This is a genomic window from Streptomyces sp. TM32 (assembly GCF_004122755.1).
Classification (GTDB): domain Bacteria; phylum Actinomycetota; class Actinomycetes; order Streptomycetales; family Streptomycetaceae; genus Streptomyces; species Streptomyces sioyaensis.
Genome location: NZ_SDIG01000022.1, coordinates 24,661 through 41,559 on the forward strand (window position 1 = coordinate 24,661; position 16,899 = coordinate 41,559).

Below are 16,899 nucleotides of genomic sequence, written 5' to 3' on the forward strand. Positions count from 1 at the left end.
TCCGGATCGTTCCGGCGTTCGGCACGCGGCTCCGTAGTGGCTCCTTGTCACCCCCCGCACCCCAAGGAATTCCATGGCTGTTTCCTGGCGCCGGATCGCGGTGCCCGCCGCCGCGGTCGGCGTACTCGTCCCCGCCGCCCTCGGCACCCATGCGCTCCTGTCGCACTCCGACGACTCCGGCTCGTCCCCGGCCGCGATACGCGCCGCCGGGTCCCCGGGCCCGGCCTCCGCGCCGGACGGCACCGCGGGAGTGTCCGGCCCCGAGGGCGGCGCCGTGGCCGCCGGGCCGTCCAACGCACCCACCGGTCCCCACCGTTCGGTCGCGGTGCGGCTCTCGTCGTACGACGCGCACGGCAAACGGGCGGTGCTCAAGCCGTCCGCCGGCAAGACCGTGCGCACCGGTGATGTCATCGCCGCCGCACCGAACCGGCACGCCCCGTCGGGCGCGCTGTTCAAGGTGGGCAAGGTCACCGGCTCCCGTGACGGTGAGGTCCGGGTGACCACCGCCCCCGCGACGCTCTCCGAGCTGCTCGGCAATCAGAAGGTGGACCAGCGCACGGCGTTGCGGGCCAATGAGCTGACCGTCAAGCCGCTGTCGTCCGGCGTCGCCGTGCAGAAGCCGGGCACCGGCGAGGGCGGGGGCGCCTCGTCCACGCCGTCCGGCGAGCCGGGTACGCCCGCCGGCGGCAGCCCGGACGCCTCGCCCAGTACCTCCGCCAGCCCCTCGGCCGGCGCCTCGTCGCACGCGCCGGGGACGCGCGCACCGCTCGCCCACCCCGCCGCGGGCACGGCCGGCGCCGCCTCCGGCGACACGCTGCCGCCCGGCGCGGCGAAGGCACTGACCACCCTGCGGCTGGGCGTCAACGTGCCGCTGCCCAAGGACGTGCAGGCCACCGACAGGTCCCCGGCCCGGCTGTCCGGTGAGGTGAAGTTCCGGCCCGAGCTGATCTTCCAGTACGAGAAGCGCGGCGGGCTGAACCTGCTGCCGCAGCGAGCGGCCGTCGGCCTCGGCGGGTCCTACGCCTATGGCTGGCAGGTGCACGGCAAGGTCCGCGGGACCGCCGACACCGGGCAGGTCGCGGTGCCGCTGGCGGCGGTCACCGGCCGGCACGTCTTCTGGGTGGGCCCGGTTCCGGTCGTGGTGAGCACCGAGGTCACCTTCACCTACCGCTTCACCGCGGGCGGCCGCATCGTCCTCGACGCCGACCAGCGCACCTCCGGGGCGTTCGCCGTGGGCGCGAAGTACGACCGGACGAACGGCTGGCAGCCGCTGCACACGGCGGACCAGCGGACGAAGGGCTCCACTCCCCGGGTCGAGGGCGCGGCCACGGCGACGGCCCGCATCGGGGCGCGCGCCCAGGTGTTCCTCTACGACACCGCCGGCGTCGGCGGCGAGCTCTCCGTCCACCTCACCGGACGGGCCGCGGCGGCCCACGGTGGCGGGGCCCCGGCGTGGTCGCTCAGCGCGGGCTACGACCTGAAGACCGAGCTGATGCTGCAACTGAAGATCTTCGGCATCCAGCTCGTCGATCTGCGGACCACCCCGTTCGCCCTGCACGACGAGCGGAAGCTCTTCGGGCACGGCAAGCTGCCCGCCGCCTGACCCTGCCGCTGCCGGGCGAAGACCGCGCCCCCGGGGGAACTCCTGCCCCCGGGGGCGCCTTTCGGTGTCCATGGGCCGCCGGCCCCGCCGCGCTCACCCCTGGCGCCGGTGGACCGAGCACAGCAGCTGGTCCTTCGCCGGACCGCCGACCCGCCACCGCAGCTGCCATGCGTCCGCGGTGACGGCGGTGAAGCACCCCTCGTAGCGGTCCTCGGCACAGGGGTGGACGGCGGTCCACCGGCCGGTTCTGAGGTCGAGGTCGTGGAAGGGCCGGCCGTCGGCGAACTCGACCGCGGCGGTGCCGTCCGGGCGGGGCCGCAGCCGCAGCGTGCGGCTCGCCGGGGACACCGTGCCGCCCCAGGTCAGCTGCCCTTCCTCATGGTGCAGCAGGGCGTCCCCCACCCCGTCGGGCCGGAATTCCGCGGTGCCGCGGAAGTGCCCCTCGGCGCCGGTGAGCAGGTCGTGGACGGTGCGCTCGACGTCCCAGCGGCCGGCCAGATAGGCGGCGGCGTCGGGCACCGGGTACGGGCGCGGACACGCCAGGTCCGGGCCCGGCTCCACCACCGGGTCCCGCTCCGCCCCCGGATCCGGCTCCGCCACCGGGCCCGCCGCCGGCCCGGGGTACGGCCCCGGCTCCGCCGCCCGCCGTCGCCCCCGGTCACGCTCGCTGCCCATCCCCCCATTCTCCCGTCCGTCCGCCCCGTCACTCCGTCGGCCCCACCCTGGTTCGCCTCCCTCTCCCCCGGCCGCTCGTACCGTGCGGCGGCGCAGCGCCCGCCTTACTCTCGGTGCAGTGATCGTCACCGAGGTCCGCTCGGCGGGCCAGCCGGCTGCCTGACGCTGCCGGCCGGGGCGCCGCGCCCGCCGCTGGTGCCTCGTACGAGCCCGGAGACCGGAGGCAGCACCATGCCGGATCTGTTCATCGGCGGTCAGTGGACCGCGGCGGCCGACGGGCAGCTGCGCGAGATCCGCTGCCCCGCGGACGGCACGCTGGTCGCGACGGTCGACGAGGGCGGGCCGAAGGACGCGGCCGCGGCGGTCGCCGCCGCCCGTACCGCCTTCGACGACGGGTCCTGGCCGCGGACCGCGGCGGCCGAGCGCGCCGCTGTGGTGCTGCGGATCGCCGAGCTGCTGGAGCGCGACAAGAGCGCGCTGGCCCGGGCCGAGTCGCTGGACACCGGCAAGCGGCTGGTCGAGAGCGCCTACGACATGGACGACATCGCCCAGTGCTTCCGCTACTTCGGCAACCTCGGCGCCGCCGGCGGCAACGACCGGGTGGTGGACGCCGGCGCCCCGGAGGTCGACAGCACGGTGCGGCACGAGCCGGTCGGGGTCTGTGCGCTGATCACCCCGTGGAACTACCCGCTGCTGCAGACCGCCTGGAAGGTCGCCCCCTGCCTGGTCACGGGCAACACCTTCGTCCTGAAGCCCAGTGAGCTGACCCCGCACACCGCGCTCCATCTCATGCGGCTGCTGGCCGAGGCGGGCGTGCCGGACGGCGCCGCCAACCTGGTGCTGGGCACCGGAGCGGCCGTGGGCGCGGTGCTGACCGAGGACCCGCGGGTGGACATGGTGTCCTTCACCGGCGGTCTGGTCACCGGCCGGCGCATCATGGCCGCGGCGGCGCCCACCGTGAAGAAGATCGCGCTGGAGCTGGGCGGCAAGAACCCCAACATCGTGTTCGCCGACGCCGATTTCGACACCGCCGTCGACTATGCCCTGATGGCGGTCTTCCTGCACTCCGGGCAGGTCTGCTCGGCCGGCGCCCGGCTGCTCGTCCAGGAGGAGCTGCACGATGCGTTCGTCGACGAGCTGGTCTCCCGCGCCCAGCGGATCCGGCTCGGCGGACCGTTCGACGAGTACGCCCGCACCGGCCCGCTGATCTCGGCCGCACACCGCGCGAAGGTCGAGGCGTATGTGGCGGCCGGGCTCGACGAGGGGGCCGTCCTCCTCTGCGGCGGCTCGGCACCCGACGATCCCTCGCTGTCCAACGGCTTCTACTACCTGCCGACCGTGCTGGACGAGTGCACCCCCGACATGTCCGTCGTCCGCGACGAAAGCTTCGGCCCGGTGTTGACCGTCGAGCGGTTCCGGGACGAGGACGAGGCGGTCTCGCTCGCGAATGACACGGTGTACGGGCTGGCCGGCGCGGTGTGGACGCAGGACGGCGAACGGGCGCACCGGGTCGCCGCCCGGTTGCGCGCGGGAACGGTGTGGATCAACGGCTTCCATCCGTATGTGCCGCAGGCGGAGTGGGGCGGGATGAAGCAGTCGGGCGTCGGGCGGGAACTGGGGCCCGCGGGGCTGGCCGAGTACCAGGAGGCCAAGCACGTCTGGCGCAATACCGCACCGCGTCCGCAGAGGTGGTTCGAGTGACCGGTCCCGCTGCGTCCGGGGCCGATCCCGCGGCCGGCCACCCGCACGAGGACGAGGCGATCGCCGAGCTCGGCTACAAGCCGGAACTCAAGCGCACGCTGGGCAACTTCCACACCTTCGCGGCCGGCATCAGCTACATCTCGATCCTCACCGGCACCTTCCAGCTGTTCTACTTCGGTGTCGCGCACGGCGGTCCGGCGTACTGGTGGTCCTGGCCGATGGTCTTCCTCGGGCAGTTGATGGTGGCGCTGTGCTTCTGCGAGCTGGCCGCCCGCTATCCGGTGGCCGGGTCGATCTACAACTGGGCCAAGAAGCTCGGCGGCCCGCACATCGGCTGGCTCGGCGGCTGGATGATGCTGACCGCCTCCATGGTCTCGCTGTCCGCGGTGGCGCTGGCGTACCAGGTGACGCTGCCGCAGATCTCGTCGTGGTTCCAGTTCATCGGCGACGGCACCGGCAAATCCGCCGCCGAGAACGCCGTACTCCTCGGCACCGTGCTGATCGCCTTCACCACCCTGGTCAACGCCTTCGGCGTGAAGCTGATGGCACGGATCAACTCCGCGGGCGTGGCGATCGAGCTGATCGCCGCCATCGTCCTGGTCCTGCTCCTGGCCGCACACATCACCCGCGGCCCCTCGGCGGTGACCGACACCTTCGGCCTGGGCCAGGGCCAGAGTCTGGGCTACTTCGGCGCGTTCCTCACCGCGTCGCTGGCCTCGGCATACGTGATGTACGGCTTCGACACGGCCTCCTCGCTCGGCGAGGAGTCCAAGGACCCCGGCCGCAACGCCCCCCGCGCGATCCTGCGGGCACTGGTCGCGTCCTTCCTCATCGGCGGCCTGATCCTGCTGTTCGCCCTGCTGGCCGTGCCCGATCTGCACGCCCAGCAGCTGTCCGTGGACGGTCTGCAGTACGTGGTGCTCTCCACGCTCGGGTCGACCGTGGGACAGATCGTGCTCTGGTGTGTGGTCATCGCGATCACCGTGTGCGAACTGGCGGTGCACACCGCCGGCATCCGGCTGGCGTTCGCGATGGCCCGGGACAACAACCTCCCGGCCGCCTCGCTGCTCGCCAAGGTCAGCCCGCGCTTCCAGACCCCGGTGCTGCCGGCCGTCATCATCGGGCTGGTGGGGATCGGCATCCTGCTCATCAACGTCAACCAGCCGCAGATCTTCTCGGTGATCACCAGCATCGCGATCATCATGATCTATCTGGCGTATCTGTCGGTCACCCTGCCGATGCTGGTCCAACGGCTGCGCGGCAACTGGACGCCGGTCAAGGGGAGGTTCTCCCTCGGCAAGTTCGGCCTTCCGGTGAACGTCCTCGCGGTGCTCTGGGGCTTCGCGATGTCCGTCAACCTCGCCTGGCCGCGCGCCACGGTCTACAACGCGACCGGCCCCCAGCACTGGTATCTGCGCTGGGGCGCCTTCTTGTTCATCGGAGTCGTCGGCCTCGGCGGATTCGCCTACTACTGGTTCGTCCAGCGCAAGAAGACCGGCGTCCTGGCCATGCACGCCGCCGTCACCTCCGACAGCGACACCCCGGGCGACAGCGGCGCCCCCACCCCCTGACCTGGAGCGGCACGATGGCCCAAGAGACCCCTGTGGACGAGTTCGACTACGTGGTGGTCGGCGGCGGCACGGCCGGTGCCGTCGTCGCCGCCCGGCTCAGCGAGGACCCGGCGGTCAGCGTCTGCCTCCTGGAGGCCGGCCCCAGCGACGTCGGTGACGACAACGTCCTGCGGCTGGACCGCTGGATGGGCCTGCTGGAGTCCGGCTACGACTGGGACTACCCGGTCGAGCCGCAGGAGAACGGCAACAGCTTCCTGCGGCACGCCCGCGCCAAGGTGCTCGGCGGCTGCTCCTCGCACAACTCGTGCATCGCCTTCTGGGCCCCGGCCGAGGACCTCGACGAGTGGGCCGCGATGGGCTGTACGGGCTGGAGCGCGGCCGACTGCTTCCCGCTCTATCAGCGGCTGGAGAACAACGACGCCCCCGGCGACCACCACGGCCGCAGCGGCCCGGTCACCCTGCGCACCATCGCGCCCAACGATCCGTGCGGGGAGGCCCTCCTGAAGGCCTGCGCGGCAGCCGGCATCCCGACGACACCGTTCAACACCGGCGAGACCGTCATCCGCGGCGCCAACTGGTTCCAGATCAACTGCCTCCCCGACGGCACCCGTTCGTCGGCCTCGGTGTCCTATCTCCACCCCGTCATGGGCACCCGCAAGAACCTCGACGTACGCACCGGGCTCCAGGCCAGGCGCCTGAACTTCGACTCCGCCCGGCACTGCACCGGTGTGGACTACCTCGCCCCCGACCTGATCCACACCCGCACCGTCCACGCCCGCCGCGAGACCGTCGTCTCCTGCGGCGCCATCGATTCCCCGAAGCTGCTCATGCTCTCCGGCATCGGCCCGGCCACCCATCTGCGCGCCACCGGCATCGACCCGCTCGTCGACTCCCCCGGCGTCGGCTCCGCCCTCCAGGACCACCCGGAGGGCGTGATCATGTGGGACGCCAAGCAGCCCATGGTCACCTCGTCCACCCAGTGGTGGGAGATCGGCATCTTCGCCGACACCGAACCCGGCCTCGACCGCCCGGACCTGATGTTCCATTACGGCTCGGTGCCCTTCGACCTGAACACCTTCCGCCGCGGCTACCCGACCTCGGAGAACGCCTTCTGTCTGACCCCGAACGTGACCCGCGCCCGCTCCCTGGGCACCGTCCGTCTGCGCACCCGCGACTTCCGCGACAAGCCCAAGGTCGACCCGCGCTACTTCACCGATGAACACGATGTGCGCGTGATGACCCACGGGCTCCGCCTGGCCCGCGAGATCATTTCCCAGTCCCCCATGGCCGAGTGGGCCGGCACCGAACTCGCCCCCGGGCCCTCCGCCCACTCCGACGCCGAGCTCCTCGACTACGTCCGCACCACCCACAACACCGTCTACCACCCGGCCTGCACCGTGCGCATGGGCGCGGCGGACGACCAGGCGACCCCGCTCGACCCCCAGCTGCGCGTGAAGGGCGTCACCGGTCTGCGGGTCGCGGACGCTTCGGTGATGCCGTTCCTGCCCGCCGTGAACCCGTGCATCACCACGATGATGATCGGGGAGAAGTGTGCGGACCTGATGCGCGGCGGCTGATCCGGGCACACCGAAGACCTACGAGGTGGGCTCCCTTCGGCGGCATTGTCCGCATCAGGTACTTGGAGGTCGCCGTCCGGTCTCACGACCTTTCAGCCTCTCAGCCCGACCGGCCTTCGTCATCGTCCTCGGCGAGAGCCAGAGCTCCCTTCCCCGAGGCCCGGCCAATCGAACTCCCTCGCTCGCCCCGTAGGCCGGATTCCAGGATACTCCCAAACAAAGGGGATGGAAGGGGTTAATTGGACATCAATTGCGCCCCGGTCGCAGCGCGCTCCAGAAATGCAGAAAACCCCTGGTCAACAGGGGTTTTCACTGGGTGTCCGAGGGGGGACTTGAACCCCCACGCCCGATAAAGGGCACTAGCACCTCAAGCTAGCGCGTCTGCCATTCCGCCACCCGGACTAGGTGTGATCTTCACGGGGCGTTCCCCGCGGCGACATGGACAACAATACCAAGGTTTCGGAGTGCCTTTCACCTGCGTATCCGTCCGCCCCATAACCTCGATTTATGGGCAATGATGGACAAAATCGGCATTCCAATGGTCCATGCAGGCCAAGGGCGTTTCTGGAGTGCACCACCGCGGCCGCCCCGATCCGGCCCCCGATCTCCGCCCCCGGCCCCGGCCCGCCGGGCGACGGCCCCGGGCGGTCGGCGAAGTCCGTGCCCGGGGCCGGAGCAGGGAGCCGGGGCCGGGACCGGGACCGGGCTACGGCATCAGGTGGTAGTCCGGGAAGTTGCCCGGCAGGCGTTCGGCGGCCGGGCCCTCGGTCACCGCCCGCACCAGGAGTTCGCCGCCGACGAACGCGCCGCTCCAGGAGTTGCCGAAGCCGCCGAAGAGCTCGTCGCGGTCGCCGCGGGAGCGGGGCTTGCCATGGCCGACCTTGAAGGCGCGGATCTGCGGGGCCAGGCGGTCGTAGGTGCCCTTGTCGTCACAGGACAGGCTGGCGACGAGGGCGCCGTTGCTGGCGTTCATGGCGGCGAGCAACTCGGCCTCGGTGTCGACGAGCACGATGGTGTCGACCGGGCCGAACGGCTCGGCGTGGTGGAGCGGGGAGGAGGAGGGCGGCGCCAGCAGCGTGGTGGGCGGGAAGTAGGCCGAGGTGTCCTGCGAGGCCAGGAAACGGCCGTCGGCGAGGCTGCCCCGGTGCAGCGGGACGGCGCCCCGGGTGATCGCCTCGGAGGTGAGGTCGGCGAGCTCCTTGGCCTTGCCGGCGTTGATCAGCGGGCCGAAGTCGAGTTCGGGGAGCGGGTCCGCGGGGTCGGCGACGGCCAGGGGGTGCCCGAAGCGGACACTGCGCACGGCCGGGAGATAGGCCGTGAGGAAGTCGGCGAAGGCCTCGCGCTGGACGACGAAGCGGGGGTAGGCGGTGCAGCGCTGCTTGGCGTAGTCGAAGGTCTTGCGCAGCAGCGGTGTCAGGGCCGGCCAGTCGCTGAAGTTCCAGATCCCCCAGGTGTTGAGGCCCTCCTGTTCGAGGATGTGGCGCTTTCCGAGGTCGGCGACGGCAGTGGCGACCCGGCCGCCGGTGTCCCGGCCGCCGACGAAGGAGACACAGCCGATCTCGGGTGAGCGGACCAGGGCGGGCGAGAGCTCCTTGCCGCTGCCGCTGACGAGGGTGGCCGGCACCCCCTCACGGGCGGCCAGGGCGCAGGCGAGGGTGAGCGTGACCAGGCCACCGTCGGTGGGGGTCTTGGCCATCACCGCATTGCCGGCCAGCGCCTGCACCAGCATCGCGTGGATCAGCACCGACATCGGATAGTTCCAGCTGGCGATGTTGCTGACCGGGCCGGGCAGCGGGGCGCGGTCGGTGAGCATCCGCTCGATCTCACAGACGTACCAGCGGACGCCGTCGATGGCGCGGTCGACGTCGGCCTGCGCGAGTTTCCAGGGCTTGCCGATCTCCCAGACCAGCAGCAGGGCGAGCAGTTCACGGTGCTCGGTGAGGGCGTCGAGGGTGGCGGAGATCCTGGCCTTGCGCTCGGTCAACGGGACCTGGCGCCAGGCCCGGTGCTGGTCGAGGGAGGCGCGTACGGCGTGCAGCGCGGCGTCCGCTTCCAGGCGGGGCGGGCCGGCGATGGGGGTGCCGTCGACGGGGCTGGTGGCGGGCAGCGGAGTGCCGTCCGGGTGCCAGGCGCCGGCCCACAGATTGAGCGCCCGGTCGTCCCGGAACGCTTCGGGGGCCGCGGCCAGGCTGCGCTGCCAGGCGTCCTGCCAGGACGTACCGGGTTTGAGGGTGAGCCTCGGGGTGGGCGTGGTGCGCGCGTTCCACTGCGGGTTCGCGGTGGATTCGGGGGTGGGTGCCATCGGTGTCTCCGCTCTCGGTGCACGGCCGGAGGGGCAGGGTGGTGGCGCTCGGGCGGTCCCCGGGGAACCGCGTTACTGGACGGTAGTGGGCAAGGGGGCACCACGGGACGGTCCGGCGTCAGGTATGGCGAGTGTCACTCGACCCGGGCGACGGGGCCACCTGGGTGAGGCGACCGGTGGGCCGGCCATGCGGGCCGCCGCCGCATACGGAAATGCGACGAGGGTGGGCGGCCCACATGGCCGCCCACCCTCGTTCGCCGTGTGCCCGGGATTCAGCCCGCGGCCGGTTCGGCCGGTTCCGCCGCCCCCTCCTGGGTACGGTCGGCGATCGCCCGGTGGTGGCGGACCACCTCGCCGATGATGAAGTTGAGGAACTTCTCGGCGAAGGCCGGGTCCAGCTTGGCGTCCTCGGCCAGTCGGCGCAGCCGTTCGATCTGGGCGGCCTCGCGGGCCGGGTCGGCGGGCGGCAGGTGGTGCCGGGCCTTCAGCTCGCCGACCTGCTGGGTGCACTTGAAGCGCTCGGCGAGCAGATGCACCAGGGCGGCGTCGAGGTTGTCGATGCTGCCGCGCAGGTAGCGCAGCCGCTCACGGGCCACCTCGTCCGCGACGGAGCTCGCGTCGCCGGCCGCCCGTGCTGTCCCTTCGCTCATGTGCGTTCTCGCCATTCGTGGTCGGTCGGTTGCCCGGTGCCCTGGGGTGCTTCGGGTACGTCATGGGTCGTCGGGTATGTCATGGGTGATCGACACGCACATTACCCGGACGGTGGCCGTTGACCGGGGCTGATCTCACGGAGCGGACCGGTCGGAATCCGCATCGGACGACGCGCGCGGGAAGCGGTCCTGAGCAGGGGCGCGAAGGCCGGGCGGGCGTCGGAGCGGCGGGGAGCGGAGCAGGGGCGGGGTGCTTCGGCGGTGTCGTGCGGTCCGGCGCGGCCGGCCGGCGTCCTTCCGACGAGCCGGCATCCTTCCGTCGAGCCGACGGCCTTCCGACGACGCGTCGTACGCCCGATGGCGGGACCCCCCACAGATCCCGCCACCGGGCCGCTCGACGCGGGACCGTGGTGTGCGCCGGCCCCGGCTCAGGCATATACCCAGGCCCACGCCCGGCCATCCCTCCTTCTCCACATGGACGGATTTCTCTTCTCCTTCCCTGATTACCGGGCACGGAAGGGGAACTCCTGCCACAATGCGCCCGATCGGACCGGGCGGCCGACCGACCCTCGGCTGCGGGACAGCGCAGGGGGCACCGTATGGGCACGCACCGCATGACGATCGAAGGGGCCGATGTCGCCGTCGTGGGCGGCAGCATCGCCGGGTGCGCCACGGCCCTGGCCGCACACCGCGCCGGCGCGGGCCGGATCACCCTCCATGAACGCACCGCGGGTCTTCTCGCGGACCGTGGTGTCGGCCTCGCGGTGCACAACGCCCGGTACGCCGAGCTCGCGGCCGCCGGATACCTGGACACCGCGATGCCGTGGGCGCAGCTGACCACCCGCCGCTGGTACGTCCGGGACGGCGCCGCTCCGCTCGGCCGCCAGATCGGCGTCCAGCCCTTCCCGTTCCGCTCGTACTGCTGGGGACCGCTCTGGCGGGAGTTACGGCAACGGCTGCCCCAGGACACGGTGTTCCGGACGGGGACCCCAGTGGGCGCGGTCGACGGTGACGCGGAGGGCGCGGTGCTGCATTTCGGCGGCGGGAACGGAGCCGGAGAGGGCGGCGGGGCGGCCGGGGGGCCGCGGGACCGCGCCCGCACCGGGGGCCGTACGGAGCGCTTCGATCTGGTCATCGGCGCGGACGGCTACCGCTCGGTGGTCCGCGACGCCGCGTTCCCCGGCGTACGGCCCGACTACGCGGGCTATCTGGCCTGGCGGGGCACCGTCCCGGCGGACCGGCTGGCGGCGCTGGCCCTTCCCGGCCTGCCGTCCGAGCCGTGGGCGCAGGAGGACTGTGTCTACGGCGTCTTCCCCGGCGGCCACGTCATCATCTACCGCATCCCCGACGGCCACGGCGGGCGGCGCGCCAACTGGGTGCTGTACACCGCACCGCCCGGCGGTACCGCCCTGGGGTCACCCGCCCCCGAGGGCCTGCCGCCGGGCGCCCTTTCCGACGCGCTGTACGCCCATCTCCGCCACGTCACGGGCGAGTTGCTGCCGCCGTACTGGGGCGGGCTGGTCGAGCTGACGCCTCGTCAAGAGCTGTTCCTCCAGCCCATGTACGACTACACGGCGCCGCGCTACACCGCCGGCCGGCTGGTGCTCGCGGGCGATGCGGCCACCATCGCCCGTCCGCACACCGGCGCCGGCGCGGTCAAGGCACTCCAGGACGCCGTCGCGCTGGAGGCCGCGCTGCGGGCACTGCCGGAGCGGCCGGACGCGCTGGAGGCGTACGGCACCGAGCGCGGCGGGACCGGCCGGAGCATGGTCGAGCTGGGGCAGCGGCTGGGGCGGGCCCTCGTCCAGGACACCCCGGACTGGCGGACGCTGGACCAGGCCGGACTGGACGCGGCCTGGGCGGCGGCCGACGGCTCGGGCGCGTTCGGCGGGCGCGAGCTGGGCGGCCGCGAGCTGAGGGAAGCGGCGCCCGCCGGGCAGGAAGCGGCGCCCGCCGGGCCGGAGCGCTGAGGCCCCTGTGGGAGCCCGCCCGGCCCGTGCGGAGCCCGCCCCGGCCCGTGCAGGAGAATGAGAAGGTCGAGGGCGCCGGGGCACACCACGCCGGCGGTGACCCACGACAGCCTCTGCCTCCGGGCCGCTTCGGCCCTCGCACGTACACCACCGGATCCAGGGCCGGTGAGGACGGGACTGATCAGACATGGGACGGGTCACCGAGCGACGCCGCGTCATCCGCATCCGCGACGGTGTCGTGAGCACCCGCCCGGACACCCTCGTCGCCGAGGAGCCGATGGAGATCCGGCTCGGCGGCAAGCCGCTGGCGATCACGATGCGCACTCCGGGTGACGACTTCGCGCTCGCCGCCGGCTTCCTCGTCAGCGAAGGCGTCCTGGCGAGCGCCGACGAGCTGGCGCACATCGTGTACTGCGCGGGGGCGAGCGGTGGCGACGCCGGGAGCGGGGGCGGCGCGAACACCTACAACGTCGTGGACGTGCGGCTCGCGGCCGGGGTCCCGGTCCCGGACATCACCCTGGAGCGCAACGTCTATACGACGTCGTCGTGCGGGCTGTGCGGCAAGGCCAGCCTGGACGCGGTGCGCACCCGCACCCGCTGGCCCCTGGACACCGGCCCCGACACCCCGGTCCGGCTCGCACCGGCGACCCTCGCCGCACTGCCCGACCGGCTGCGGACCGCGCAGCGCGTGTTCGAGCGGACCGGGGCCCTGCATGCCGCGGGGCTGTTCACGGCGGACGGCGAACTGCTCGACATCCGGGAGGACGTCGGGCGGCACAACGCCGTCGACAAGGTCATCGGGCGGGCGCTCCAGGAGGGGCGGCTGCCGCTGTCCTCCAGCGTGCTGATGGTCTCCGGGCGGGCGTCGTTCGAGCTGGCGCAGAAGGCCGTGATGGCGGGCATCCCCGTGCTGGCCGCGGTCTCGGCGCCGTCCTCGCTCGCCGTCGACCTGGCCGCCGAGACCGGGCTGACCCTGATCGGGTTCCTGCGCGGCTCCTCGATGAATGTGTACGCGGGCGAGCACCGACTGGCGCTGCCCGGAGCGGCCGGCTGAGGCGGGAGCCCGGCACCGGGCCCCCGGTCACTCCTCGGGCAGCGCGATCCGGGTGAGCAGGGCGATCAGCTGCTCGCGCTCGGCCGGGGTCAGGGGCGCGGTCAGCTCCGCGTTGGCCCGCTCACCGAGCCGCTGGGTGCGACGCAGCCGCCGCCGGCCGTCGGCGGAGATCTCGACGGCGTTCTTGCGCCGGTCCCCCGGGTCGGGGGTCCGGGTCACCAGCCCGTCCCGCTGGAGGTCGTTGACGAGCGCGACCATGTCCTTGGGGTCGATGCCCAGCGTCCGGCCGAGCTCCGCCTGGGAGACCGGGCCGAGTTCGGCGACGGCCGACAGCACGGCGTGATGCATCATCCGCATGCCTTCGGCGGCCAGGGCATCGGCGACGAGGCGATGCCCCCGGGCGGCGGCGCGGCCCAGCAGCCAGCTGGGGAGCGCGCGGATGCGACGGGGGGCGTAGGGGGTGTTGTCGGCCATGGCCCCAGCCTACCCGGAAACCGTGGGGGCGCCCTATGAAAAAACATGGGAGCAACCCATGACTTTGTGGTTATTGTTGGATGACCCAATGACATCCGGGGAGCGTACGCGCCGACCGGAGACATCCTCCTGGAGGTGTGCCCCCATGCGCCGAGTCCGATTCCATGCCTACGGCGGTCCCGAGGTCCTGCGCGTCGAGGACGCCGAGGCGCCGGTTCCCGGCCCCGGCGAACTCCTCGTCCGCACCGAGGCGATCGGCGTCACGCTGCCGTGCGTACGGCGGGTGCGCGGCGACGGCAACGGCGGCGGTGATCCGCTGCCCGCCATGCCCGGAGGCGAGATCGCCGGTGTGGTCGTCGCGTGCGGGGCGGACGTCACCGGCTTCGCCGTCGGGGACCGCGTCACCTCGCTCACCCTCACCGGCTCCTACGCCGAACTCGCCCTCGCGCCCGCCTTTCTGGCCAGCCGGATACCGGACGGCGCGGCCGCCGTGGAAGCGGTGGCACTGGTGCGCGGCGGGCATGTCGCGCTCGCCGCGCTCAGCACCGCCGCGCCGCGCGGCGCCGAGTCCGTCCTCATCACCGGCGCGGCCGGGGGCACGGGGCATCTCGCCGTCCAACTCGCGAAGCTCCAGGGCGTACCCCGGGTGGTGGCTGCCGTCAGCTCGGCCGCCAAGGCGGAATTCCTGCGCGGGCTGGGGGCCGATGAGGTGGTGACGTACGACCAGGAGTCCTGGGGCGAGCCGGTCGACGTCGTGCTGGACGGGGTCGGCGGTGAGCTGCTGCCACGTGCCCTGGCCGCGTCGGCCCCCGGCGGGCGGCTGATCTTCTTCAACTCCGGTGGCGGTACGGTCCCGGCGTACGAGCTGCTGGCCGGCGACCGGACCATCACCGGGCTGACCATGCGCCGCTTCGCCGCCGTCCACCGCACGCGCTACGCGCGGCACCATGCACAGCTGTGGGAGCTGGCCGGATCCGGCCGGCTGCGGGCCGCCGTCCATGCCGAACTGCCGCTGGCCGAGGCCGCGAAGGCGCACGAGATCATCGAGGCCAGGACCAATCTCGGCAAGGTGGTGCTGCGGCCGTGAGGGGCGGTGGGCGCCGCGGCACCGGGCGCCCGGCGCGTTCGGCACTCCCCTCCCCCGTGCCCCGTCCGGCGCACCCGGCGCAGCACTTGCGGGCCGGGCGGGTGAATTCCGGCTGCGGCACGGAGAACCGACGCAGGCTCCTTGTCGCGGTCCGCACGCGGCAGTAGCTTCCGTCGCGATGCACATAGGACGTGGGATGTCCTGATGACCCGACGCCGATGCCTCGAAGGGCAGGCCGGACCATGACGTCAGTTCTCCGCGCACACCCCGGTCACCGCAGCAGAGCCCGGCGCCGCCGTGCCGCGGCCCTGCTCGGCGCGCTGACCGCCACCGCCCTCGCCCTGCTGCCGACCGCTCCCGCCCAGGCCGCGCGCGCCGGTGCCCGGGGCGCCGCCGGTGCCGCGACGTCCTTACCGGCCGGCGGATTCGACCAGCAGGTCCTGTTCAAGGCCTCCCAGGAACAGGGCTACTTCTGCTTCCGGATACCGGCCGTCGTGGAGTCCGCCCGGGGGACCCTCCTCGCGTTCGCCGAGGGCCGGCGGCACGACTGCGGGGACGCGGGCGATATCGACCTGGTCCTCAAGCGTTCCACCGACGGCGGCCGCACCTGGGGCCCGCTCCAGGTCGTCAACCACGGAGGCGGCGACACCCACGGCAACCCGGCGCCCGTCGTGGACCGCCGCACCGGCCGTATCGTCCTGGCCGAGACCTACAACAAGGGCCGCACCGACGGCCTCAGCTGCGACGTGCCCTGTGACCGCACCCCGCACCTCCAGTACAGCGACGACGACGGCGCGACCTGGTCCCCGCCCCGGGACCTGACCCCGGCCATCCGGCCCCCGCAGTGGAATTCCTGGTACGCCACCGGTCCCGTGCACGGCATCCAGCTCACCCACGGACGGCACCGCGGCCGGCTGGTGTTCGGCATCAACTCCGAGAGCTACGCGGGCAACCGGGTCACCGCCAACCACGCCGCGCTGGTCCACAGCGACGACGGCGGCGCCACCTGGAAGGTCGGCGCGCTGGACACCTGGCCGATCGCCGCCGACGGCACCTTCCGGCAAAAGCCGTCCGAAATGACCCTCCTGGAACGCTCCGACGGCTCGGTCTACGTCAACGGCCGGGAACAGGACGGCACCGATCTGGGCCATCGCACCGCGGCCGTCAGCCGCGACGGCGGCACTTCCTTCAGCGCACCGTTCCGCGCGCTGCCCGACCTCTACACGCCGATGGTGCAGGGCTCCGCACTGCGGCTGCCGCACTCACCCGCCGCGGGCGGCCGCAGCCGCACCCTCTTCGCGGCGCCCGCCGACCCCGACCGGCGCCGCACCATGACCGTCCGCTCCTCCTGGGACGAGGGCCGTACCTGGGAGAGCGCCGACCGGGGCGCCCGGGTCACCACCGACTGGTCCGGCTACTCGGACCTGGTCGCCGTATCGCCCGAGGTCACCGGCCTGATGTACGAGGGCGGCGCGGTCGACGCCCGGGACGAGATCCGCTTCGCCCGCTTCACCGAGGCCTGGCTCGGCCCACGCCGCGGCCCGGACCCCACGACCCGCGACACCGCCCGCGGCGCACGGCCCGCGCACGTCCTCGGCGGGCCCCTCGGCACCGACGGCCGGTTCGGCCGGGCACTGTCCTTCGACGGCACGGACGACGCCGTCCGCCTCCCCTTCCGCCCCTCCCTCCCCCTGGGCACCCAGGACTTCACCTGCAGCCTGTGGTTCCGCTACGACACCACGACCGGCGAACAGCCGCTGCTGTGGATGGGCGGTGTCGGCACCAGGACCCCGCAGGTCGCGGTGGAGGGCGACCCCGCCCACGGCCGGCTCGTCGGCCGCCTGACCGCCGTCGACGGCGCCGCACCGGCCGCCACCGCCCAGGCCGTCACCCACGACGCCTACAACGACGGCAGCTGGCACCACCTGGCGCTGCGCCGCACCGGCGGCCGGCTGCTGCTCACCGTCGACGGCGGCGAGACCACCGTCGTGCCCGATGTTCCGGGGTCGGTCAGCCGGGGCTCGGTCTTCGGTGTGCACCTGGGCCAGAAGCCCGACGCCCGCGTCCAGTTCACCGGCGCGCTGGACGAGGTCCGCGTCTACCGGCGGGCCCTGAGCGACGCCGAACTGACCACCGTCCGCACCGACAACGCCCCTGCGCCCGGCCCGCTGGTCCTCGGGCTGCCGCTGGACCGGGTGCGCGGGACGGACCGCTAGGGGCTCAGCCCGGAAGGTT

At 73.0% G+C, this 16,899-nt stretch carries 12 protein-coding genes and 1 tRNA gene; 8 read left to right on the top strand and 5 right to left on the bottom strand.

Annotated elements, in window-relative coordinates:
* The first annotated feature begins 73 nt into the window (after positions 1 to 73).
* Positions 74 to 1,603 (top strand): hypothetical protein, encoded by a 1,530-nt coding sequence (locus tag EST92_RS08110; RefSeq protein ID WP_129280257.1) that lies wholly within the window; start codon positions 74 to 76, stop codon positions 1,601 to 1,603.
* A 93-nt stretch (positions 1,604 to 1,696) separates the two neighbouring features.
* Here the strand turns inward: EST92_RS08110 and EST92_RS08115 are convergent, their stop codons facing one another.
* Positions 1,697 to 2,278 (bottom strand): DUF6314 family protein, encoded by a 582-nt coding sequence (locus EST92_RS08115; RefSeq protein ID WP_343283780.1) that lies wholly within the window; start codon positions 2,276 to 2,278, stop codon positions 1,697 to 1,699.
* Positions 2,279 to 2,509: 231 nt separating this feature from the next.
* On the opposite strand from EST92_RS08115, the gene EST92_RS08125 reads away from it, so the two are divergent.
* The 3 genes from EST92_RS08125 to EST92_RS08135 are packed head-to-tail and all read left to right on the top strand — an operon-like array spanning position 2,510 to position 7,127.
* Positions 2,510 to 3,979 (top strand): aldehyde dehydrogenase family protein, encoded by a 1,470-nt coding sequence (locus tag EST92_RS08125; RefSeq protein ID WP_129280258.1) that lies wholly within the window; start codon positions 2,510 to 2,512, stop codon positions 3,977 to 3,979.
* The gene (locus EST92_RS08130) at positions 3,976 to 5,550 is read left to right on the top strand and encodes an amino acid permease (RefSeq protein WP_129280259.1); all 1,575 of its coding nucleotides are present in this window, start codon (positions 3,976 to 3,978) and stop codon (positions 5,548 to 5,550) included. The genes EST92_RS08125 and EST92_RS08130 overlap by 4 nt, the downstream gene beginning before the upstream one ends.
* Positions 5,551 to 5,564: 14 nt before the next feature.
* Positions 5,565 to 7,127 carry a GMC oxidoreductase gene (locus EST92_RS08135; RefSeq protein ID WP_129280260.1) on the top strand — a complete coding sequence of 521 codons (1,563 nt, stop codon included), beginning with the start codon at positions 5,565 to 5,567 and terminating at the stop codon, positions 7,125 to 7,127.
* A gap of 317 nt (positions 7,128 to 7,444) precedes the next feature.
* Here the strand turns inward: EST92_RS08135 and EST92_RS08140 are convergent.
* The 3 genes from EST92_RS08140 to EST92_RS08150 all read right to left on the bottom strand — a co-directional run bounded on the left by EST92_RS08140 (position 7,445) and on the right by EST92_RS08150 (position 10,079).
* Positions 7,445 to 7,529: transfer RNA gene (locus EST92_RS08140), tRNA-Leu, on the bottom strand.
* A gap of 304 nt (positions 7,530 to 7,833) precedes the next feature.
* Complete coding sequence (locus EST92_RS08145) at positions 7,834 to 9,429, bottom strand: aldehyde dehydrogenase family protein (protein ID WP_129280261.1); 1,596 nt, start codon at positions 9,427 to 9,429, stop codon at positions 7,834 to 7,836.
* A 272-nt stretch (positions 9,430 to 9,701) separates the two neighbouring features.
* Positions 9,702 to 10,079 (bottom strand): chorismate mutase, encoded by a 378-nt coding sequence (locus EST92_RS08150; protein ID WP_129280262.1) that lies wholly within the window; start codon positions 10,077 to 10,079, stop codon positions 9,702 to 9,704.
* Positions 10,080 to 10,693: 614 nt separating this feature from the next.
* On the opposite strand from EST92_RS08150, the gene EST92_RS08155 reads away from it, so the two are divergent.
* Positions 10,694 to 12,049 carry an FAD-dependent monooxygenase gene (locus EST92_RS08155; RefSeq protein ID WP_129280263.1) on the top strand — a complete coding sequence of 452 codons (1,356 nt, stop codon included), beginning with the start codon at positions 10,694 to 10,696 and terminating at the stop codon, positions 12,047 to 12,049.
* Positions 12,050 to 12,236: 187 nt separating this feature from the next.
* On the top strand, positions 12,237 to 13,103 hold the full coding sequence (gene fdhD, locus EST92_RS08160) for a formate dehydrogenase accessory sulfurtransferase FdhD (protein WP_129280264.1): 867 nt from the start codon (positions 12,237 to 12,239) through the stop codon (positions 13,101 to 13,103).
* A gap of 27 nt (positions 13,104 to 13,130) precedes the next feature.
* Here fdhD and EST92_RS08165 read toward each other — a convergent pair whose 3' ends face one another.
* Positions 13,131 to 13,577 (bottom strand): MarR family winged helix-turn-helix transcriptional regulator, encoded by a 447-nt coding sequence (locus EST92_RS08165; protein ID WP_129280265.1) that lies wholly within the window; start codon positions 13,575 to 13,577, stop codon positions 13,131 to 13,133.
* 145 nt (positions 13,578 to 13,722) lie between these two features.
* Between EST92_RS08165 and EST92_RS08170 the strand changes: the two genes are divergently transcribed.
* Together EST92_RS08170 and EST92_RS08175 are read left to right on the top strand one after the other, a co-directional pair.
* Positions 13,723 to 14,664 (top strand): zinc-binding dehydrogenase, encoded by a 942-nt coding sequence (locus EST92_RS08170; protein ID WP_129280266.1) that lies wholly within the window; start codon positions 13,723 to 13,725, stop codon positions 14,662 to 14,664.
* 242 nt (positions 14,665 to 14,906) lie between these two features.
* Positions 14,907 to 16,880, top strand: coding sequence for a sialidase family protein (locus tag EST92_RS08175; RefSeq protein WP_174243959.1), 1,974 nt, complete (start codon positions 14,907 to 14,909; stop codon positions 16,878 to 16,880).
* The last annotated feature ends 19 nt before the right edge of the window (positions 16,881 to 16,899 follow it).

What these genes read in the sequence shown, in the direction of transcription:
- EST92_RS08110 (WP_129280257.1), top strand. Translation starts at nt 74, where the DNA reads ATGGCTGTTTCCTGGCGCCGGATCGCGGTGCCCGCCGCCGCGGTCGGC.
- EST92_RS08175 (WP_174243959.1), top strand. Translation starts at nt 14,907, where the DNA reads ATGACGTCAGTTCTCCGCGCACACCCCGGTCACCGCAGCAGAGCCCGG.
- EST92_RS08150 (WP_129280262.1), bottom strand. Translation starts at nt 10,079, where the DNA reads ATGAGCGAAGGGACAGCACGGGCGGCCGGCGACGCGAGCTCCGTCGCG.
- EST92_RS08115 (WP_343283780.1), bottom strand. Translation starts at nt 2,278, where the DNA reads ATGGGCAGCGAGCGTGACCGGGGGCGACGGCGGGCGGCGGAGCCGGGG.
- EST92_RS08155 (WP_129280263.1), top strand. Translation starts at nt 10,694, where the DNA reads ATGACGATCGAAGGGGCCGATGTCGCCGTCGTGGGCGGCAGCATCGCC.
- EST92_RS08170 (WP_129280266.1), top strand. Translation starts at nt 13,723, where the DNA reads ATGCGCCGAGTCCGATTCCATGCCTACGGCGGTCCCGAGGTCCTGCGC.
- EST92_RS08145 (WP_129280261.1), bottom strand. Translation starts at nt 9,429, where the DNA reads ATGGCACCCACCCCCGAATCCACCGCGAACCCGCAGTGGAACGCGCGC.
- EST92_RS08125 (WP_129280258.1), top strand. Translation starts at nt 2,510, where the DNA reads ATGCCGGATCTGTTCATCGGCGGTCAGTGGACCGCGGCGGCCGACGGG.
- EST92_RS08135 (WP_129280260.1), top strand. Translation starts at nt 5,565, where the DNA reads ATGGCCCAAGAGACCCCTGTGGACGAGTTCGACTACGTGGTGGTCGGC.
- fdhD (WP_129280264.1), top strand. Translation starts at nt 12,237, where the DNA reads ATGGGACGGGTCACCGAGCGACGCCGCGTCATCCGCATCCGCGACGGT.
- EST92_RS08165 (WP_129280265.1), bottom strand. Translation starts at nt 13,577, where the DNA reads ATGGCCGACAACACCCCCTACGCCCCCCGTCGCATCCGCGCGCTCCCC.